This is a genomic window from Pseudomonas sp. TE24901 (genome assembly GCF_054058375.1).
Genome location: NZ_JBSSAF010000009.1, coordinates 144,877 through 163,516 on the forward strand (window position 1 = coordinate 144,877; position 18,640 = coordinate 163,516).

At 62.8% G+C, this 18,640-nt stretch carries 18 protein-coding genes; 10 read left to right on the plus strand and 8 right to left on the minus strand.

The features are described 5' to 3' along the window. Nucleotides 1–112: 112 nt before the first annotated feature. The 3 genes from ACVWVP_RS19175 (at nucleotide 113) to ACVWVP_RS19185 (ending at nucleotide 2,563) form a co-directional block, all read left to right on the plus strand. Nucleotides 113–529, plus strand: a complete 417-nt coding sequence (locus ACVWVP_RS19175; RefSeq protein WP_178919455.1) for a membrane lipoprotein lipid attachment site-containing protein — start codon at nucleotides 113–115, stop codon at nucleotides 527–529. A 159-nt stretch (nucleotides 530–688) separates the two neighbouring features. Next, complete coding sequence (gene ypfJ, locus ACVWVP_RS19180) at nucleotides 689–1,576, plus strand: KPN_02809 family neutral zinc metallopeptidase (protein ID WP_176998489.1); 888 nt, start codon at nucleotides 689–691, stop codon at nucleotides 1,574–1,576. Beyond that, nucleotides 1,577–2,563, plus strand: coding sequence for an alpha/beta hydrolase (locus tag ACVWVP_RS19185; protein WP_178919453.1), 987 nt, complete (start codon nucleotides 1,577–1,579; stop codon nucleotides 2,561–2,563). It abuts the gene before it with no gap. A gap of 133 nt (nucleotides 2,564–2,696) precedes the next feature. Here ACVWVP_RS19185 and ACVWVP_RS19190 read toward each other — a convergent pair whose 3' ends face one another. Genes ACVWVP_RS19190 through ACVWVP_RS19200 form a run of 3 tightly spaced genes read right to left on the minus strand, consistent with a single transcriptional unit; the run spans nucleotide 2,697 to nucleotide 4,758 of the window. Beyond that, nucleotides 2,697–3,284 (minus strand): HAD family hydrolase, encoded by a 588-nt coding sequence (locus ACVWVP_RS19190; protein ID WP_178919451.1) that lies wholly within the window; start codon nucleotides 3,282–3,284, stop codon nucleotides 2,697–2,699. Then, nucleotides 3,281–4,150 carry an acyl-CoA thioesterase II gene (gene tesB, locus ACVWVP_RS19195; RefSeq protein ID WP_178919449.1) on the minus strand — a complete coding sequence of 290 codons (870 nt, stop codon included), beginning with the start codon at nucleotides 4,148–4,150 and terminating at the stop codon, nucleotides 3,281–3,283. Before tesB ends, ACVWVP_RS19190 begins: the two co-directional genes overlap by 4 nt. Before the next feature lie 38 nt (nucleotides 4,151–4,188). After that, nucleotides 4,189–4,758, minus strand: coding sequence for a GNAT family N-acetyltransferase (locus ACVWVP_RS19200; RefSeq protein ID WP_176998493.1), 570 nt, complete (start codon nucleotides 4,756–4,758; stop codon nucleotides 4,189–4,191). Nucleotides 4,759–4,833: 75 nt separating this feature from the next. Here ACVWVP_RS19200 and ACVWVP_RS19205 point away from each other — a divergent pair, with 75 nt between their 5' ends. The 3 genes from ACVWVP_RS19205 to ACVWVP_RS19215 all read left to right on the plus strand — a co-directional run bounded on the left by ACVWVP_RS19205 (nucleotide 4,834) and on the right by ACVWVP_RS19215 (nucleotide 10,701). Further along, nucleotides 4,834–5,754 (plus strand): histone deacetylase family protein, encoded by a 921-nt coding sequence (locus ACVWVP_RS19205; protein WP_178919446.1) that lies wholly within the window; start codon nucleotides 4,834–4,836, stop codon nucleotides 5,752–5,754. Between the two features lie 228 nt (nucleotides 5,755–5,982). Further along, a complete protein-coding gene (locus ACVWVP_RS19210; RefSeq protein WP_457407594.1) occupies nucleotides 5,983–9,312 on the plus strand; it encodes a type III effector HrpK domain-containing protein in 3,330 nt (1,109 codons plus the stop codon). Between the two features lie 165 nt (nucleotides 9,313–9,477). Further along, complete coding sequence (locus tag ACVWVP_RS19215) at nucleotides 9,478–10,701, plus strand: TIGR03862 family flavoprotein (RefSeq protein ID WP_457407595.1); 1,224 nt, start codon at nucleotides 9,478–9,480, stop codon at nucleotides 10,699–10,701. 132 nt (nucleotides 10,702–10,833) lie between these two features. On the opposite strand, the gene ACVWVP_RS19220 is transcribed toward ACVWVP_RS19215, so the two are convergent. Beyond that, a complete protein-coding gene (locus tag ACVWVP_RS19220; RefSeq protein WP_178919441.1) occupies nucleotides 10,834–12,168 on the minus strand; it encodes a DEAD/DEAH box helicase in 1,335 nt (444 codons plus the stop codon). Nucleotides 12,169–12,215: 47 nt separating this feature from the next. Next, a complete protein-coding gene (gene yedA, locus ACVWVP_RS19225) occupies nucleotides 12,216–13,112 on the minus strand; it encodes a drug/metabolite exporter YedA (RefSeq protein WP_259175122.1) in 897 nt (298 codons plus the stop codon). A gap of 159 nt (nucleotides 13,113–13,271) precedes the next feature. On the opposite strand from yedA, the gene ACVWVP_RS19230 reads away from it, so the two are divergent. Next, a complete protein-coding gene (locus ACVWVP_RS19230) occupies nucleotides 13,272–13,727 on the plus strand; it encodes an Lrp/AsnC family transcriptional regulator (protein ID WP_178919439.1) in 456 nt (151 codons plus the stop codon). After that, on the plus strand, nucleotides 13,720–14,409 hold the full coding sequence (locus tag ACVWVP_RS19235; protein ID WP_457407596.1) for a cyclase family protein: 690 nt from the start codon (nucleotides 13,720–13,722) through the stop codon (nucleotides 14,407–14,409). Before ACVWVP_RS19230 ends, ACVWVP_RS19235 begins: the two co-directional genes overlap by 8 nt. Nucleotides 14,410–14,617: 208 nt before the next feature. On the opposite strand, the gene ACVWVP_RS19240 is transcribed toward ACVWVP_RS19235, so the two are convergent. From ACVWVP_RS19240 to ACVWVP_RS19250, 3 genes are all read right to left on the minus strand, one after another. Next, on the minus strand, nucleotides 14,618–15,229 hold the full coding sequence (locus ACVWVP_RS19240; RefSeq protein WP_178919437.1) for a 3'-5' exonuclease: 612 nt from the start codon (nucleotides 15,227–15,229) through the stop codon (nucleotides 14,618–14,620). A 25-nt stretch (nucleotides 15,230–15,254) separates the two neighbouring features. Then, nucleotides 15,255–15,731 carry a LabA-like NYN domain-containing protein gene (locus tag ACVWVP_RS19245; protein WP_034117765.1) on the minus strand — a complete coding sequence of 159 codons (477 nt, stop codon included), beginning with the start codon at nucleotides 15,729–15,731 and terminating at the stop codon, nucleotides 15,255–15,257. Nucleotides 15,732–15,859: 128 nt separating this feature from the next. Continuing rightward, nucleotides 15,860–16,618, minus strand: a complete 759-nt coding sequence (locus ACVWVP_RS19250; protein WP_178919436.1) for a DUF2076 domain-containing protein — start codon at nucleotides 16,616–16,618, stop codon at nucleotides 15,860–15,862. 181 nt (nucleotides 16,619–16,799) lie between these two features. Between ACVWVP_RS19250 and ACVWVP_RS19255 the strand changes: the two genes are divergently transcribed. Together ACVWVP_RS19255 and ACVWVP_RS19260 are read left to right on the plus strand one after the other, a co-directional pair. Next, on the plus strand, nucleotides 16,800–17,459 hold the full coding sequence (locus ACVWVP_RS19255) for a YciC family protein (RefSeq protein WP_178919435.1): 660 nt from the start codon (nucleotides 16,800–16,802) through the stop codon (nucleotides 17,457–17,459). Nucleotides 17,460–17,499: 40 nt separating this feature from the next. After that, nucleotides 17,500–18,588 (plus strand): endonuclease/exonuclease/phosphatase family protein, encoded by a 1,089-nt coding sequence (locus ACVWVP_RS19260; protein ID WP_178919433.1) that lies wholly within the window; start codon nucleotides 17,500–17,502, stop codon nucleotides 18,586–18,588. Nucleotides 18,589–18,640 lie beyond the last annotated feature (52 nt).

An 18,640-nucleotide genomic window follows, 5' to 3' on the forward strand; every position in this document is an offset into this window, starting at 1 on the left:
CCCAAGAGCATAACCAAACACCGGGCGAACAGCGCACTAAATCACGGGATTCGAGTCCAACGCTGCACGTTTGCCCCCGCATTGTGCACTTTTTAACCAAGGCCTTGCCGCTATGAAAAAAACACTCTTCGTTCTTTCAACCCTTGCCCTGCTCACCGCCTGTAACAAGGAGGAAGCCCCCGCCCCCAAACCGGCCCCTGCGTCGGTGCAAGCCACCCTGGTGCCGGCCAACCCGCCCACCGACAAATGGGTGGGCAAGTGGGTGGGCGTGGAAGGCCTGAACCTGACCATCGCCAAAGACGACAGCATCGGCCGGGGTCATTACATACTGACCATGCAATACGGCCTCGACGCCGATGACTCCGGCACCTTCAAAGGCGAAGCCAATGAAGATGGCATCGCCTTTACCCGTCCGGACGGCCCACAACAATTGACCGCCGGCGACGGTGAAGCCACCGGTTTGAAATGGCTGGCGGATAAAAAGGATTGCCTGGTCGTCGACACCGGCGAAGGTTACTGCCGCGACTGATCCAGCTGCAAAGCTGACACAACTTTCATCTGGCCCCTCTGCCGGCACGGACTGACAGCAGCGATACTACGCAGCTCTCGTACCTGTCGGACAGCCGGGCTGGCGCCATGCCCGCGCACCAACAACACTGTTTTTCAGGTTCATCGAGAGGATTGCCCCATGCTATGGAAAAAAGGCCGACGCAGCGACAACGTGGTGGATGCCCGTGACGACAGTGGCGGCGGGGGTGGCGGCATGCGCTTTGGCGGCGGCAAGGGCCTGAGCCTCACGGCCATCGTGCTGATCGTCGGCATTGGCTGGCTGACCGGCCAGGACCCGCTGCAGATCCTTGGCCAGTTGACCGGCCAGATGGAGCAGGCGCCCTCGGTGAGCACGCAGACCCGCCAGGCACCACCGGCCAACGATGAACAGGCTGACTTTGTACGCGCGGTGCTGGGTGACACCGAAGACACGTGGGGCCAGGTGTTCAAGGAGAACGGCCTGACCTACAAGAACCCGAAACTGATTCTGTTCCGTGGCCGGGTCAATTCCGCCTGCGGTGGCGCCACCTCGGCCAGCGGCCCGTTTTATTGCCCGGCCGACCAACAGGTGTACCTGGACCTGGACTTCTTCCGGGAGATGTCACAACGCTTCAAGGCTGCGGGCGACTTCGCCCAGGCTTATGTGATCGCCCATGAAGTGGGGCATCACGTGCAAACGCTGCTGGGCATTTCGGCCAAGATCCAGGCCGCACGCCAGCAAGGCCGGCAGATGCAAGGCGACGGCGGCCTACTGGTACGCCAGGAGCTGCAAGCCGACTGTTTTGCCGGCGTATGGGCCAACCGCGCGCAGAAGCGCCTGAACTGGCTGGAGCCCGGCGACATTGAAGAAGCACTGAATGCGGCCAACGCCATCGGCGATGACCGTTTGCAGCAACAGGGTCAAGGGCGCGTGGTGCCCGACTCGTTTACCCACGGCACCTCGGCACAGCGGGTTCGTTGGTTCAAGACCGGCTTTGCGGGTGGCCAGATCACTCAATGCGACACCTTTACGGCGAAGAGTCTTTAAATGAATAAACGATTGGGATTGCTGCTGGGTTTGATGTTGTCCTGCTCCACCGCCACCTGGGCCGCCGAGAAAGAACATGGGGTCAAGGTGGTCAGCCCCGATCGTTTTCACCTGGATGCCGGCGACCTCAGCCTGGGCTTGAGCCAGGACTGGAACCAACCGCTGCCGCAGGTCACCCGCGCCCTGATCATCGTGCACGGGCGCCTGCGCAATGCACAGACCTACCTGCAGAGCGGCGAAGACGCAGCTGAACACGCAGGTCAGGCCGCCAACACCCTGGTGATCGCACCGCAGTTCCTGAATGAGCTGGATATCAAGCGCAACCACCTGGACAACCAGGTACTGCGCTGGAACGGCAACGACTGGATGGCCGGCGAGCCGTCTACCGGCCCCGGCCAGATCAGTTCCTACGGCGCCCTCGACCAGATCATCAAGCACCTGGGCAACCGCAAGCTGTTCCCGGCGCTGAAAGAAATCGTGGTGGCCGGCCACTCCGGCGGCGGCCAGGTGGTGCAGCGTTTCGCCCTCACCGGCCACGACCACCCGATGCTGCAAACCGAAGGCATCAGCCTGCGGTATGTGGTGGCCAATCCGTCGTCGTACGCCTACTTCACGCCGCAGCGTCCGGTGAAGTTTGACGTTGCCAGCTGCCCAGGCTTCAACGACTGGAAATACGGCATGCAAAACCTGCCGGCCTACGCCAAGGGCCAGAGCGCCGAGCAGTTGGAACAGGCTTATGTGTCACGCAACATCACCTACCTGCTGGGCCAACAAGACACTGACCCGAACCACCCGGCACTGGACAAGAGCTGTGGGGCCGAAACCCAGGGCGCGTATCGCCTGATTCGCGGACACAACTACTTCGACTACCTCAAGCAGCGTCACCCGCAACTGACGCATAAGCTGGTGGAAGTGCCAGGCGTTGGGCACAACGGGGATGGGATGTTTACGTCGCCTGAAGGGCAGAAAGTGTTGTTTACCCAATAGTTACTGAAGAAATACGGTCAACCATGTGGGAGCGGGCTTGCTCGCGAAGGCGGTGGATCAGTCAACTTATTTGAATCTGACACACCGCATTCGCGAGCAAGCCCGCTCCCACATTTGATCTTCAGAGGCCGATCTAGATCATTCGGCGCAAGGCCAAGCAGTCGGCTGCATGCCAATCCACCAACTCCGGCCACGGGTTCTCCGGCAGGTTGACCAGGACCGTGTGTGTCCCCGCTGCCCGGCCGCAGTCCAGGTCAAAGCGGTAGTCGCCCACCATCACCATCGCGCTCGGCGAAACATCCCAGGCCGCGGCCAGTTTCAGCAAGCCATCCGGATCGGGCTTGGGTTGCGCATCATCACGCCCCAACACGTCCTCGACAGCAAAGCAGTCGGCCAGGCCAATCGCTTGCAGGGTCACGTGGGCCAATTCCCGCGCATTGCGCGTCAGGATGCCCAGGCGGTAACCGCGTCCCGCCAGCTCGCGCACCAGCTCCACCGCGCCTTCGGCGGCGACCGAACCCAGCGCCAGTTCACGTTCATGTTCCAGCAACCAGGCATGCTTGGCCGCAGCCACATCGGCAGGCAACGCCGCCAGGTGGGTGAGGATGTCGTCTTCGGGCGGAATCTCCAGGGCCACGCGAATGGCCGCAAAGTCATGCACGGCCACCGTGAGGGTGCCGTCCATGTCAAATACCCAGTGCTTAACGTCCGCCAGGCTCATGCCCAATCCTTGCGATGGCGAATCAAGCCTTCCTGGGTCACCGACGCCACCAGTTGCCCGGCACGGTTGTACACGCTGCCACGGGAGAATCCACGGGAATTGCCGGCCCAGGGGCTGTCCATGGCGTACAGCAACCAGTCATCGGCACGCAGGTCGGCGTGGAACCACAGCGCGTGATCGAGGCTGGCGACCTGCATGTCTTTCTGCCACACCGTCTTGCCGTGGGGCAGCAACGAGGTGGTCAGCAAACCGAAGTCCGAGGCGTAGGCCAGCAGGTATTTGTGCAGCGCCGGCGAATCGGCCAGCGCGCCATCGGCACGAAACCACACGTACTTCACCGGGTCCGACGGCTGAGGGTTGTACGGGTCTTTTTCGGTCACCGGGCGCACTTCGATCGGCTTGGGGCACAGCAGCTTGTCGCGCATGGGCTCGGGGATCAGGTGGGCGCGTTGCTTCGTCAGCTCAAGCTCCGACGGCAGGTTCTCCGGGCCGACCACCACGGGCATGGTGGTCTGGTGCTCGAAGCCCTGTTCGTCGTATTGGAACGAGGCGCTGCAAGTGAAAATCGGATGGCCCTTCTGGATCGCCGTGACGCGCCGCGTGCTGAAACTGCCGCCATCACGCACGCGGTCCACCGAATACACCACCGGCAAGGCGGCATCGCCAGGGCGCAGGAAATAGCCGTGCAGGGAATGCACGTGCCGCGCTTCTTCTACGGTCTGGCTGGCAGCCGACAGCGACTGGCCAAGCACCTGGCCGCCGAACAGTTGGCGAAAACCCAGGTCCTGGCTGCGGCCGCGAAAGAGGTTTTCCTCGATCGGCTCCAGGGTCAGCAAGTCCACTAGGTCTTCCAATACTTGGCTCATAGAGCAACTCCTAAAATCTACGGGGCATTCCGGGCTGCCTATCCGTGCAGCGTGTCCAACCATTGGGCGCGGGTGATGCGGTACAACACATGATGGCGCAGCGGGTCATCAGCTGCGACCTTGGGGTGTTCAAAATCTGCCTGGGGATCGTAATGCATACCGATGGCCTGCATGACTTTTTGTGATGGCAAATTGGACTCGGTGGTAAACGCGAGGATTTCATCCAGTTGCAACCGGTCGAAACCACAGCGCAAGGCCGTCCACGCCGCTTCGCTGGCATACCCCAGGCCCCAGTGTTCACGGGCCAGGCGCCAGCCGATCTCCACTGCCGGGGTGAAGCCCGCTTCGAAGCTGACATTCTGCAGCCCGGTCAGGCCGATAAACTCGCCCGTGTCCTTGCGCTGCAAGGCCCAGAACCCAAAGCCGTATTCCGCGAAGTGCCCACGTATGCGCCCGATCAATGCGGCGCTTTCCAGGTGGCTCAGCTTGGCCGGGAAATAGCGCATCACCTGCGGGTCAGCGCACATGCGCGCAAATTCCGGCAGGTCGCTGTCGCGCCATTGGCGCAGCACCAGACGTGCACTTTCCAATTCCAGTATCGGCTCCATGGGTCCCCTCCCTTGCCATGTGCGTGAGTGTACAACGCGGGTAAGATGCGTCGCAGGTTCCTGTCAGAAAATCCCATGCCCCTGCCCCTGATCTACCACGACGACTACAGCCCCGAGTTTCCGGCAGACCACCGGTTCCCCATGGACAAGTTTCGCCTGCTGCGCGATCACCTGGTGGACAGCGGCCTGACCGAAGACAGCCAATTGCTGCGCCCGCAGTTGTGCCCGGCAGAGATTCTGGCCCTGGCCCATGACCCTGGGTATATCGAACGCTACATGGGCGGCGAGTTGTCCCGCGAAGACCAACGGCGCCTCGGCCTGCCCTGGAACGAAGCCCTGGCCCGACGCACGGTGCGCGCCGTGGGCGGTTCCATCCTGGCAGCCGAAAAAGCCCTTGAACACGGCCTGGCCTGCCACTTGGCGGGCGGCACCCACCATGCCCACTACGATTACCCGGCCGGTTTTTGCATCTTCAATGACCTGGCGGTGATCAGCCATTACCTGCTGGCCAGCGGCCGGGTCAACCGCGTGCTGATCTTCGATTGCGACGTGCATCAGGGCGACGGCACCGCGCGCATCCTCCACAACACGCCGGACGCCATCACCGTATCGCTGCACTGCGAAAAAAACTTCCCGGCGCGCAAGGCCCAGAGCGACTGGGACATTCCCCTGCCCATGGGCATGGGCGATGCCGATTACCTCAAGGTGGTCGACGACGCCCTCAACTACCTGTTGCCGCTCTACCAGCCCGACCTGGTGCTGTATGACGCGGGCGTGGATGTGCACAAGGATGACGCCCTTGGTTACCTCAAGCTGACCGACGCAGGCGTCGCCGCCCGCGACGAAAGCGTGATGCGCCATTGCCTGGGCCGCGACATCCCGGTGATGGGCGTGATCGGCGGCGGCTACAGCAAGGACCGCCCAGCCCTGGCCCGCCGCCATGGCATCCTGCACCACAGCGCACACCGGGTGTGGACGTCATCAGGTTGTCACTGAACTGTGGGCGTTACCCACAATGCCTGTGGAACGGCCTGTGGATAACTTGAGCGTAACGGGCTGCAAGCGAGTTCCCGTATAGCCTGCAGGAAACTGTACGTTTTTTGACCACATACTTTTCCACAGCCGTGAAACGTTGTGGAACATTCGACCTGTTCCAGATTTGCAACAAAACTGCCGCAACCCATCGTCACCCTGAACACCTTCCCGTTTTCAGAGTACCCGGCGATGGCTACCTACAAGATCGGCACCGTGACAAACCCCGGCAATGACGACGCCCTGAAAAAGGTCGCGGCTACCTTCGAAACCGCCATGGCCCGCGCCGTGGCGGGTTTCAAGGACACCGCCAAGCCCGGCAATTTCAAAGTGCTGGCCAGCGGCGTGACCGACAACACCAAAGACCAGAAAATCGCCGCCGTCATGGCCACCGGCGACCAGGAGGCGATCAAGCGCCTCAATGACCCCAACCTCGCCGACATCAGCAACACCGGCGTACCCCTGGCGGACATCGCCAGCATCACCAAGATTTCCGACAACGTGCTGGACCTCAAGACCCGCGACGGCCAGGACATCGTCATCATCAAGCAGATGACGCCCTACCTGTTCGACGGCATGGCCGGCAAGGTCGACGCCGTCAACGCGCTCAATGCCAGCAAGGCCGATGGCTACCGCATCGCCCAGGCCGGCGATACCGCGCCGGGGTTGGGCGACTACAGGGGCATCGGCCCTGTGGATGAAATCGGCCCGGGTTTTATCCGCTACGAGACCGTCTCGGGTGACAAGGTGGTGGTCAGCCGCGAAGTGAACCCCGACCTGTACAACCAGGTGGCCGGCGACGGCCAGACCTGGGGCCTGATCAACGACAGCAAAAACGCCGGTTACACCCTCGCCGACGCCAGCGCAACCGGCAGCGTCAGCCTGGTGGGCACCCCGGAAGAACTCGGCCACGGCCTGATCCGTTATGAAACGGCGTCCGGCGACAAGGTCATCGTGTCCCAGGCGATCAGTCCCGACCTGTATGCCTCGGTGGTCAAGGAATCCAACGGCATCTTCAACGTCGGCGGAGCCGTCGACACCAACTGGATCGACAACTCCCAATACGCCAACCCCAAGGACTGGGACAAGATCGTCGGCAACACCAGCGGCACGCCTACCCAGGAAGAGCGCGACCTCGACCGCCCACGCGCCGCAGCCAAAATGCTCAGCGACAACTGGGACAAGTGGGGCATGCACGACCGCCCCATCGACTTCTCCAATCCACCGACCGACCTGCCGCCCGAAGCCCAGGCCTGCCTCAAATACCTGGCCGGCAGCCCGAGCCTCATGAATGCCCTGGACAGCGGCGGCCTGGGCGGCAGCGACGGCGTGATTACCCACAGCAACGTCGACAGTTTCGTCAGCCAGTCGAACAAGGATCTGTCGGCCGCCTCCAAGTCCTACAGCACCTTTCTCAGCAAAAACCCGGGTGCCAGCGACCTGGCCAAGGCGAACGCCAAGTCGGCCGCGCTGGTCATGGCCAATATCTCGTTGGTCAGCAGCGCCGGCCCCGCGATGGAAGGCCCCAACCAGCGCGCCAACAACGGCAGCCTGACCACCGACAACCTCAACGCCATCAAGAACGACAGCGGCCTGAGCCCCGAACTGACCGGCGCTGCCGGCTATTGGTCGACCCCAGGCATGATGCGCACCCTCGACATGGCCGGCGACCTGCCCGCCACCGCCACCGCCGACGGCATCACCCAGCAGAAGAACCTCGGTGCCTGGCTGGAAAATCAGGCGCCCACCGACGATCACGGCGTGTTGATGATGCTCAGCAACGCCTCGATCCGCAGCTCGGTGGCCGGTGTCGACACCTCGAAGCTGACCCAGGACGTGCTGCAAAACCCGCAAAACTATGACGGCAAGACCAAGGCCGCCGTGATGCTGGAAATCAGCGACGCCCGTGCGCGCCTGGCCTCCAGCGACAAGGTCGGCGACGGCGACCTGTATGCCGGGATCACTGCCGACAGCGAATATCACCTCAACCCGACCAAATCCAAAGTCGCCGACCAGTTGGACGCAGCCGTCAACCAGTTGGCCGGCGACCCGGACGTGAAGACCTTCATGGCCCAGAACCAGGCCGACGGCATGCGCGACATCGTCAACAGCGACCCGGCGATCAAGACCGAGATGCAGCACTACCAGGACAGCCAGATCAACAGCGGCAACGTGATCAACACCGCCCTGGCGACCAAGGACAGCAATGGCAACCCGGTGTCGCTGATCGACGGGCTGAGCCTGGCCGGCACCGACGCCACCCTCACCGACATGGCCCTGGGCGGTAATGGCACGGTGGACCTGGACGCCATGGCCGACAAGTCAGGCAAGTCGGCCGAGATCCAGCAGTACTTCCAGGACCACATCGTCAGCGGGCAAGACCTGCAGAACGGCCTCGCCGCGCCGAATGCCGACCCGATGACGGTCATCGGTCAGTACGCGGCCAACGCCTCATTGCTCAAGGAGTTCCTGGGCGACAAGGTCTCGGCGCAGGACTCCTCCACCGTGCAGCAATACGTCAACCAGGCGGTCTCCGACAGCCTGGTCAATGGCGCCAACGACGACGTGCTCAAAAGCACCTTCGGCGACGCCAACGGCAACTTCGACGAAGCCAAGACCACCGCCATCCTCAACCAGGCCATGGCCGACAACCCGGACATGTTCAAGGACGCCACCGGGGCGCAGATCAAGCCCCAGGATGTGATCTCGCTGATCCGCTCGATGTGGGACGTCAACCGCCAGACCCAGAAGATCAGCGACGTGCTGCCCAAGGCCGTGGATGGCCTGAACCTCAACGCCAGCGACTCCTACAAACAGGGCCTGTTGCACATCGGCAGCGCCCTGCTGGCGGGCGGCGTACTGGCGGCGCGCTCGGCCACCGGCGGTAACAGCCCGGCCGACAACGCCGGGCGCGTGGCCGCGGGCATGCAGTTCGCCGGGTTGATCACCGAAGGCGGCACCAAATACGCCAAGGAAGCCGGCTACGGCATGGCCTGGAAACCCACCCCAGTCGACCCGAGCAAGCCCCAGGGCATCGGCGACTTCCCCACCGGGAAAATGGTGCAGAACACCGACGGCCTCAACAAACTGGGAAACCTGGGCAAAATCGTCGGCGGCGCCGGCAGCTTTATCGGCGGCGTGTTCGGCCTGATCAGTGGGGTCAACAGTGCATTCTCCGGTGACAAGCTCAACGCCGGTTTCTCCCTGACCAGCGGCGCCCTCGGCACCGGCGCGGCGGTGGCGTCGATCATCGAAGGCGGCGCCGGCCTGTTTGGCGTGGCCGACGCGGCCGCCATCGCCGGCACCTTCGCCGGTGTATTGGGCTGGGCGGCGGCGGGCGTGGGCATCATCACCTCGTTCGTGTTCCCGATCATCGAAGTGGTCAAGCGTGAGAAACAACAGGACGCGTTCTTCGGCGCCCTGGTGCCGGTGCTGGACAAATACGGCCTCACCGGTGGCCCGATCACCGATGCCGACCGCTCCGACGAGTACCCGCCAAACACCAACACCGGCTTTGCCTGATCCCCGGGCACGCCGTTGCCTGTGGTGGGCGGGCTTGCTCCGCGTCGCGATTGACCAGGCGCTTCACGTTAGGCTGGTACACCGCGGCGCGGGTCAAGCCCGCTCACTACATAAGCACCACAATTGCTTACAATGGGCGCCCTTTTCTTTTGCCCAGGCCTGCTGATGTCCACCACCTCCTCCCACGTTGCCATTATCGGCGGCGGCCCTGCCGGGCTGATGGCCGCTGAAGTCTTGAGCCAGGCGGGTGTGCGGGTGGACCTGTACGACGGCATGCCGTCGGTGGGGCGCAAGTTCCTGCTGGCGGGGGTGGGCGGTATGAACATCACCCATTCCGAGGCCTACCCGGCGTTCCTGTCGCGCTACGCCGAGCGTGCACCGCACATGGCGCCGCTGCTGCGCGCGTTTGGCGCCGAGGCGTTGTGCGAGTGGATTCATGGCTTGGGCATCGAGACCTTTGTCGGCACCTCCGGCCGCGTATTTCCTACCGACATGAAAGCCGCGCCCCTGCTGCGCGCCTGGCTCAAGCGTCTGCGCGAGCAAGGCGTGGTTATCCACACCCGCCATCGCTGGATCGGCTGGAATGCCAGCGGTGAGTTACTTATCCACAGCCCGGACGGTGAAAAAGCTGTCCCCAGCGATGCGGTATTGCTGGCATTGGGCGGCGGCAGCTGGTCGCGGCTGGGCTCTGACGGCGCCTGGCTCAAGCTGCTGGAAGACAAAGGCGTGCCTTACGCCGCGCTGCAGCCGAGCAATTGCGGGTTTGAGGTGTCGTCCTGGAGCGAGTTGATGGTCAGCAAATTCGCCGGTGCGCCGTTGAAAAACGTCGCCATCGGTTTGGACGACGACAAGCCGCGCCTGGGTGAGTGTGTGGTCACGGCCACGGGCATCGAAGGCAGCCTGATCTACGCGCTGTCGGCACCGATTCGTGAGGCAATCAATCGTGACGGCGCGGCGACCGTACACATCGACCTGCTGCCCAGCAAACCGCTGGATAAGGTACAGGCCGCACTGGCCAAGCCCCGAGGTTCACGCTCGATGAGCAAGCATTTGCACAGCCAGTTGGGGCTGGATGGGGTGAAAGCCGCGTTGCTGCGGGAGCGGGCACCGGCTGAACACTTCAATGACCCGGCGCAGTTGGCCGTGGATATCAAGGCCCTGCCCCTGACCCTGGTGAAAACCCGGCCGATGGACGAAGCGATCAGCACCGCCGGCGGCGTGCCGTTTGAGGCGCTGGATGAGCGGTTGATGCTCAAGCAACTGCCGGGAGTGTTTTGTGCGGGGGAGATGCTGGATTGGGAAGCGCCGACGGGCGGGTATTTGCTGACGGGGTGTTTTGCCAGCGGGCGAGCGGCGGGGCGCGGCGTGTTGGAATGGCTTAACCGCTGAGACTGGCGGTGAATTCACAGCCGCCTTCGCGAGCAAGCCCGCTCCCACATTCGACCGAGTTCCAACATTGGAATGCATTCAAATGTGGGAGCGGGCTTGCTCGCGAAGAGGCCATCCGCAACACCTAAAAACTCACTTCTTCTTGCGCGGCCCAGTATTAAACACCGGCACTTTGCGCACCGGCTTGATCGACGGCTCAGCCGGCGCCACTTCGCCACTGTCCACCCACTTGCCCAGGTTGCGCTTGCCGCCACCACCGGACGCCTTTGGCTTCTTCGGTTTCTTCGGCTTCTTCACCACCTGACCACTGGCATCGGTCTCGGGCACGCGATGCTCCGGTTCGAACTCCGGCTCCATCTTGCGGGTCAGGGTCTGGCGGGTCAGCATCTCGATGGCCGACAGCATGTTCACTTCATCGGCACACACCAGGGAAATCGCCTCACCGGTGTTGCCCGCACGGCCGGTACGGCCGATACGGTGGATGTAGTCCTCGGCCACAATCGGCAGGTCAAAGTTGACCACCAGCGGCAGGTCTTCGATATCCAGGCCACGGGCCGCCACATCGGTGGCCACCAGGATCTGCACGTCACTGGTCTTGAAACGGTCCAGCGCACGCTGGCGAGTGGCCTGCGGTTTGTCGCCATGAATGCCGTCGGCGTTGATGCCCAGGCCTTGCAACTTGTCCACCAACGCATCCACGCCGTTGCGGGTCTTGGCGAACACCAGCACCTGCTTCCAGCGGCCTTTGCGCATCAGGTGCACAAACAGCTCCGGCTTGCGCTTCTTGTCCACCGGCACGATCCACTGCTTGACCGTGTTGGCGGCAACGTTGCGCGGGCTGACTTCGATGCTCAGCGGGTCGTTGAGCATCTGCCCAGCCAGCAGGCGGATGTCATCGGAGAAGGTCGCGGAGAACAGCAGGGTCTGGCGCTTTTTCGGCAGCATGCGGTAGATGTTCGCCAGCTCCTCGGAGAAGCCCAGGTCGAGCATACGGTCGGCTTCGTCCAGCACCAGGGTTTGCAGCTGGTTGAGTTTCAGCGCGTTCTGGCGGAACAGGTCGATCAGGCGGCCCGGGGTGGCCACCAGCACATCAACGCCTTTGCGCAGCTTCATCATCTGCGGGTTGATGCTCACGCCACCGTACACCGCGTAGGTGGTCAGCGGCAGGTTCTGGGCGTACTCGGCGACGCTGGCGTGAACCTGCTCGGCCAATTCGCGGGTCGGGCACAAGATCAGCGCACGCACCGAATTGGGGGCGACTTTCGGCCCTTCCATCGTCAGCAATTGCAGCAGCGGCACGGCGAAACCAGCGGTCTTGCCGGTGCCGGTCTGAGCCGCAGCCATCAGGTCGCGACCGGCCAGCACGGCCGGAATGGCCTGCGCCTGCACCGGCGTCGGGGTCTGGTAGCCAAGCGTCTCAAGGGCGCGCAGCAAGGGTTCGATCAGGCCAAGGGTGGCGAAAGTCATGTGTTTACCGTAGGAAAAATTCAGCGCAAGTCGCAATGGCGCGGAGTTTACCTTATTTCCGGCTTCGGCTTGCGCCACTGGGGCAAGCCGATCAGCACCACGGCGCTGATGATCACCAGCATCGCCAGGGCTTCTTCCTTGCCGATGGTTTCACCGACAAACACAATCCCGAGCAATACCGCCACCGCAGGGTTCACGTAGGCATAGCTGGTCGCCGCCGCAGGACGCACGTGTTTGAGCAGGTACATGTAGGCATTGAAGGCGATGATCGAGCCGAACACCGCGAGGTAAGCCAGGGCCAACCAGCCTTCCAGCGGGGGCACGGCGTGCAGCCGCTCACCGGTCAGCGCGCTGCCCACCAGCAGCAAGGCACCAGCGATGATCATTTCCGCCGCGCTGGCCATGGCGCCGGCCGGCAACGGCAGGTGTTTGCTCCACACCGAACCAAAGGCCCAGGAGGCGGCGGCAAACAGCAGCAACATCGCCCCGGTCGGGCTCGACTGCAGGTTGGAGCCCATGTTGAGCATGGCGATGCCGAGAATCCCCAGCACCACCCCGGCCCACTCCAGACGGGTGTTGCGTGCGCCCCAGAAGTACCCGCACAACAAGGTGAACAACGGCACCGTCGCCACCGCCAACGCGGCCACACCGGAAGCAACCCCCGTGTGCTCGGCCACGGTCACCGCACCATTACCGAAGGTCAGCAGCAACACGCCGATCTTGGCCGCCGCCTTCCACTGCACCCAAGTCGGCGTCGGCGCGCCACGCCAGCGCAAAAAGCCATACATCGCGATCCCGGCCACCAGAAAGCGAATCCCGCCCAGCATCAGCGGCGGCCAGTATTCCACGCCAATGCGGATCACCAGGTAGGTGGAACCCCAAATCACATACAACGCAAAAAAGGCAGCGATCAACGGTAACGGAAAGCGACGTGGGCCAGGCATTGGGCGGCTCTGCGGCAGGAACGGGAGGCTTATTCTAGAAAGGTCGGCCGATAAACATAAGTTACAAAACCTGTTTAAAGCGCCCATACACTTTTCAAAACACGGTTATGAAGGCTATAACCCAAGCTTTCGAAAGCCACGCGCTACTGGAGCCTTCTCATGGACAAATACGACCGCATGCTCCTCAGCGCCCTGCTTGAAGACGGCCGCGCGTCCTACGCACAACTGGCCCGCACAGTGAACCTCTCCGCCCCCGCCGTCGCCGAACGCGTGGCCAAGCTGGAAGCCAGCGGCGTGATCACCGGCTACCAGGCCAAGGTGGACCTGTCCAAGGTCGGCCTGCCGATTCAATGCGTGATGGAACTGCGCCTGACCAACCACGGCAACCAGAAGGTGTACGACGCCCTGGCCGAAATCCCCGAACTGACCGAATGCCACCGCGTGACGGGCGACCCGTGCGTGATCATGCAGGCGGCGGTGGGCTCGATGCCCGAGCTGGAGAACTTAATCAACCGGGTGGCGAAGTTCGGGTTCAGCAAGACCTCGATCATCTTGTCGAGCGCGATAGAGCGGCGGGTGCCGCTGGGGCAACTGGAGGGTAAGAACGGTGGCTGACTACAGCAATGTCGTGAGCCTCAGCCACCCGATCACGCCGCGTATCCCGCTGTGGCCGGGGGACCCACCGGTGCAATTCGCAGACGTTGCCTCATTGGAACAGGACGGCTATTTCCTGCGGCGTTTCAGCATGGGTGAGCACAGCGCCACCCACATGAATGCGCCGAACAGTTTCTATGCCGATGGAATGGGGATTGATGGCTACGTGCCGCAAGACCTGGTGCGGCCCGCAGTGGTGGTTGATGTGCGCGCCCGTTGCACGGCGGACTACGAAATCAGCGTGCAAGACATTGAAGACTGGGAGCGCCAGCACGGCCCCATCGAACCGGGCAGCGTGGTGCTGATGTACACCGGCTGGCAGCACCTGTGGAATGACCCGGCTGCGTTTTTCGGGCACGACGCCCGAGGCTCTCATTTTCCCGGGATTGGCGAGGCCGCGATTGTGTTTTTGCTTTCACAACGACAGGTCGCCGGGGTGGGCATCGACACCCATGGGGTCGATCCGGGGCAAAGCACCACCTTCGCGACGAACCATGCGGTGCTGGCGGGGAACGGGATTGTGTTGGAGTGCCTGACGAACCTTGATCGGTTGCCGGCCAAGGGCTCAACGGTGGTGATCGGCGTTTTGGCGCTGGAAGGCGGGTCGGGGTCGCCGGTTTCGGTCATGGCGTTTATTCCCTGAATACATCGCCGCTCGGACTGACGCCATCGCGGGCAAGCCCGGCTCCCACAGGAGATTGCATTCAGGCTTGGCAACTCGGTCAACTGTGGGAGCGGGCTTGCTCGCGAAAGCGGAGTGTCAGTCAATATATCCGGCGACTATCCACCGCTTTCGCGAGCAAGCCCGCTCCCACATTTGGGTCATCAGTGTGCTTGAAGTCGTGGCGGGTTCAGAACCCGCGATGTTTCTTCAGGTGTTCGGTGATCTTGGCGGCCGGCACTTTCTGCAAGCTGCACAGCAGGTCGTGGGACAGTTCGCGCAAGCCGTGTGTGCCGCGCAGTTCCTGGGCCAGGTGCGCCGTGAGGTTGGCGGCCATCTCCGCATCCGCCATCGCCCGGTGAGCCTTGCCGGTGTGGGGCAGTTGGGCGAATGAGGTCAGGGTGCCGAGCTTGTGGTTGGGCGCCGACGGCATCAGGCGCCGCGCCAGCAGCAAGGAGCAGGCAAACTTTTGCAGGCGGGTGCGGCGGATCAGGCCCAGCTCAAAGTCCCAGAACTTCTGGTCGAACGCGGCGTTGTGGGCCAGCAGTGGCGTGGTGCCGACAAACTCATTGACCTCGTTCATCACCCGCTCGGCCGGTGGTGCGCTGCGCAGCATGGCGTTGCTGATGCCGGTGAGTTGCTCGATGAACCCGGGCACGCGCACGCCGGCATTCATCAGGCTCTGATAGCGGTCCACGATCTGGCCACGTTCGAGGATGACCACCGCGATTTCCGTGGCCCGGCAGTGGCTGCTGGGGGTGATGCCGGTGGTTTCAAAGTCGATGACCGCTATCCGTTCCAAACCTGTTCCAACTCCGTCTAACTGTTTATTTGAGCAGCAACGCGCCTTCGATCGGCACGTAGCGGCTGGCGGCGCGTATCAATGAATTGGCGGTCAGCCCCGGCACACCGTAGGCCACGGCTTCGACGCCATGCTTGTGGATGATGCGGTCGAGCAGCATGTCGAAATCACCGTCACCGGAGGCCAGCACGATTTCGTCGACATGGTCGGCGGCGTCCATGATGTCGATGGTGATGCCCACGTCCCAGTCGCCCTTGGCCGAGCCGTCGCTGCGCTGGATGTAGGGCTTGAGCTTTACCGTGAAGCCCAGGTTGCGCAGGATCTGCTGGAATTGCTGCTGCTTGCTGTCGCCACGGTCGATGGCATACGCGTACGCCTCGACGATCTGCCCGCGCGCGCTGATGTCAGCCCACAGCGCCGCATAGTTGAAGTGGCAGCCATACGCCTGGCGCACGGTGTAATAGAGGTTTTGTACATCGGCGAACACTGCAATTTTCTTCACCGCACTTCCCCATGGCTGCCGCGTGGACCTCGAAAGCGAAGGTCCGCAAAGGCGCCAGTATGCCAGCCACGGGAAAGTTTCAGCGAAAAATCAGCCCGGGGCGACGAAGCGCACCGGGCGTGGGAGGGTCAGACGAAGGAATCGTCGTCGCCGAAGGAGGAAGAGTCGTCGGAGTAATCGTTGTCGGCGAAGCTGTCGCTGTTGTTGCCCCAACTGTCATTGCCACCGGCAAAGCGCTGGTCATCGTTACCCCAGCCGCCCTGATCGCTGGCCGGCGCCGGCTGTTCAATGATTTCTTCCACCACCTGGGGTTGCTGGTTGTGGTGGAACAGGCTGCTGATACCTTCGGCCAGCATTACACCACCGGCCACGCCTGCGGCGGTTTTCAATGCGCCACCCAGAAAACCGCTGCCAATCGGCGCGGCCGGGGCTTGTTGTGGCTGTTGGTAGTTCTGTTGCGGGGCGCCGTAGTTCTGCTGCGGCGCCGGCTGGCCAAACGAAGACCGTGCCGGTTCGCGCCAGCCGCCCCCCGAAGATGCCGGGGCGCTCTGGGCCGGTTGCGGGTCGCGGGAACCGCCGCCAAAGATGCTCGACAGGAAACCACCGCTGCTCGGCGCGGGTTGTGCGGCCTGGGAACGGGCCTGTTGCAGCTCATCCTGCAATTGCTGGATCTGTTGCGCCTGCTGCTTGTTCTGCGCGTCGAGGCTCTTGATCGCGTGTTCTTGCACCAGGATCGACTGGGTCATGTAGTACCCGGCCGCTGGTTGGCGAGTCATGTGCTCCTTGATCCGCGCTTCGGCCAGGGCGTCGCGGGGGGCTGAGTCCGTTTCGGCTTGCTGCAACCGTGAAAACAGTCCATCGATCAGGGTTTGCTCTTCGCTGTTCATGGCGACCTCGTTAGATTGCCGGTAGAAATCATGGGCCTGCCTGTGATCAGGCAAGCTACGCCTCTAGTTATGGGGCTGTTACCAGACGTTTCAATGGTCTTTACGCAAGGTTTACGTTTGCTTACCGCCAGCCCTGATCGGTTAAAGTGTGGGCCTTGCTTTCAGGCCTGTGATGAACCCGATGAATCCGTTAGACGTACTGCGCGACTCCTTTCGTTTCACCCAACGCAACCTGGGCGCCATCGTCCAGCTGTGCCTGCCGCTGGTGATCCTCGAAGCCCTGCTGCAACAGGTGCTCGATCACACGCTGGGCCCGGACGCCTTCCCCGGCTACAGCGTGGTGGTGGGGTTGCTCGTCTACCCGCTGTACACCGGCGCCTTGATCCTGTTTCTCGACGCCCGCACCCGTGGCGAGTCGCCGCGCACAAAGGACGTGTGGGCCATGGCCCTGACGCTGTGGCCACGTTTCGCCCTGCTCACGGCCATGAGCACCCTGCTGATCCTGCTGGGCCTGTCGTTGTATTTCCTGCCGGGCCTGTGGCTGATGGTGGTGCTGGCGTTTGCCGAATACCTGCTGGTGCTGCGCGGCATGCCGGCGCTGGCGGCAATGAAGGAAAGTTTTCGCCTGACCCGTGGGCATTTCTGGCGAATCCTGGTGTGCCTGCTGTGCGTGATGACGCCGTTGTGGCTGCTCAAGGGCGCAAGCGTGGCGGCCTATCCCGATCCCGCGCCAATGCTGGGCGTATTGATCGACAGCGCCCACAGCTTCCTGCAGCTGTTTACCAGCGTGGTGCTGTTCCGTTTATTCATGCTGATCGGTGGCGATGCCGACGCGCGGTGATATGCTCCGTGGCACTTTCCAAACGCTATAAGCCGAGCCGATGACCCGTTTATTGCGCATAACCTTGCTGGGCCTGGTGATTGTCGCCGGACTGCTCGCCGCCATGGTTTACAGCCTCACCTGGCGCCCCGAGCCCAAGCAAACCCTGCCCGTCAGTTGTGTGGCGCCCCGCGCGCCCACACTGTTGCCCGGGCAGGCGCTCAAGGTCATGACCTGGAACGTGCAATACCTGGCCGGCAAGAACTACGTGTTCTGGTACGACACCGCCGATGGCAGCGGCCCGGACGAGCGTCCCACCGTCGAAGACATGGCCGCCAGCCTCGACGAAGTGGCACGGGTGATCCGCGAAGAACAACCCGACATCCTGTTGTTGCAGGAACTCGACGAAAACGCCAAGCCCTCCCACTATCAGGACCAGGTCACGCTGCTCCAGGAGCGAGTGGCCGATCTCTACCCCTGCAGTACCCAAGCCTTCGACTGGAAAGCCGACTTTGTGCCCGACCGGCATATCTTCGGTAGCGTCGGCCGCAAGCTCGTGACCCTGAGCCGCTACCAGATCGAACACGCCGAGCGCCTGCAATTGCCAGTGCCTGAGGCGAACTTCATCGCCCGTCAGTTCCAACCCAAGCCTGCGCTGCTGCTGACTTATCTGCCGTTGAGCGACGGCGGCCAATTGGCGGTGCTCAATACCCGCTTCGACGGTGACGCCCCCGGCCGCAGCGCCGTGCAAGAGCAGGTGAACAGCACCGTCAAACTGTTGGACAAATTCGAAGGCCGGGGCACGCCCTGGCTGATTGGCGGGGATTTCAACTTGCTGCCGTTGGGGCAGTTCCTGCGCCTGGACGCGGGCAAGCGTGGGCAGTATTCGCCGGACAGCGAGCTGCATCTACTGTGGGAAAAATACCCGATGATCCCGAGCAACAGCCAATCAAGCGGCATCGACCGTGAGAAATGGCTGACGTACTTCCCCAACGACCCTCGTGTCACGGGCCCGGATCGCACCTTGGATTACCTGTTCTACAGCCCGCGCATCAAGCGGGTGGAGGCGAAGGTTCGCCAGGACGATACGTTGCGCATCTCCAACCACCTGCCGGTGATCGCGCGCTTCCTGCTGCCTGCTGCGCAGTAACCCACACCTCGAAACCCATGTGGGAGCGGGCTTGCTCGCGAATGCTTTGGGT